Annotated in this window: 2 tRNA genes; both read left to right on the plus strand. The window is 49.4% G+C overall.

Going from position 1 to position 346, the window contains the following annotated elements:
* Positions 1-6: 6 nt before the first annotated feature.
* Positions 7-83: transfer RNA gene (locus AB6V08_RS23175), tRNA-Ile, on the plus strand.
* A gap of 36 nt (positions 84-119) precedes the next feature.
* A tRNA-Ala gene (locus AB6V08_RS23180) sits at positions 120-195 on the plus strand.
* Positions 196-346 lie beyond the last annotated feature (151 nt).

Raw genomic sequence — 346 nt, forward strand, 5'->3', positions numbered from 1 at the left:
CTCTACAGGCTTGTAGCTCAGGTGGTTAGAGCGCACCCCTGATAAGGGTGAGGTCGGTGGTTCAAGTCCACTCAGGCCTACCAAATTCGCCCGGCGGATTTGAAGAGGTTAACTACGATGGGGCTATAGCTCAGCTGGGAGAGCGCCTGCCTTGCACGCAGGAGGTCTGCGGTTCGATCCCGCATAGCTCCACCATCCTTTACTGCTGAATACAAGAAAACTTCAGAGTGTACCTGAAAAGGTTCACTGCGAAGTTTTGCTCTTTAAAAATCTGGATCAAGCTGAAAATTGAAACGACACATCTTTAATGGTGTGTTCGAGTCTCTCAAATTTTCGCGACACGATG

Source organism: Enterobacter soli (assembly GCF_964208575.1).
GTDB lineage: Bacteria > Pseudomonadota > Gammaproteobacteria > Enterobacterales > Enterobacteriaceae > Enterobacter > Enterobacter soli_A.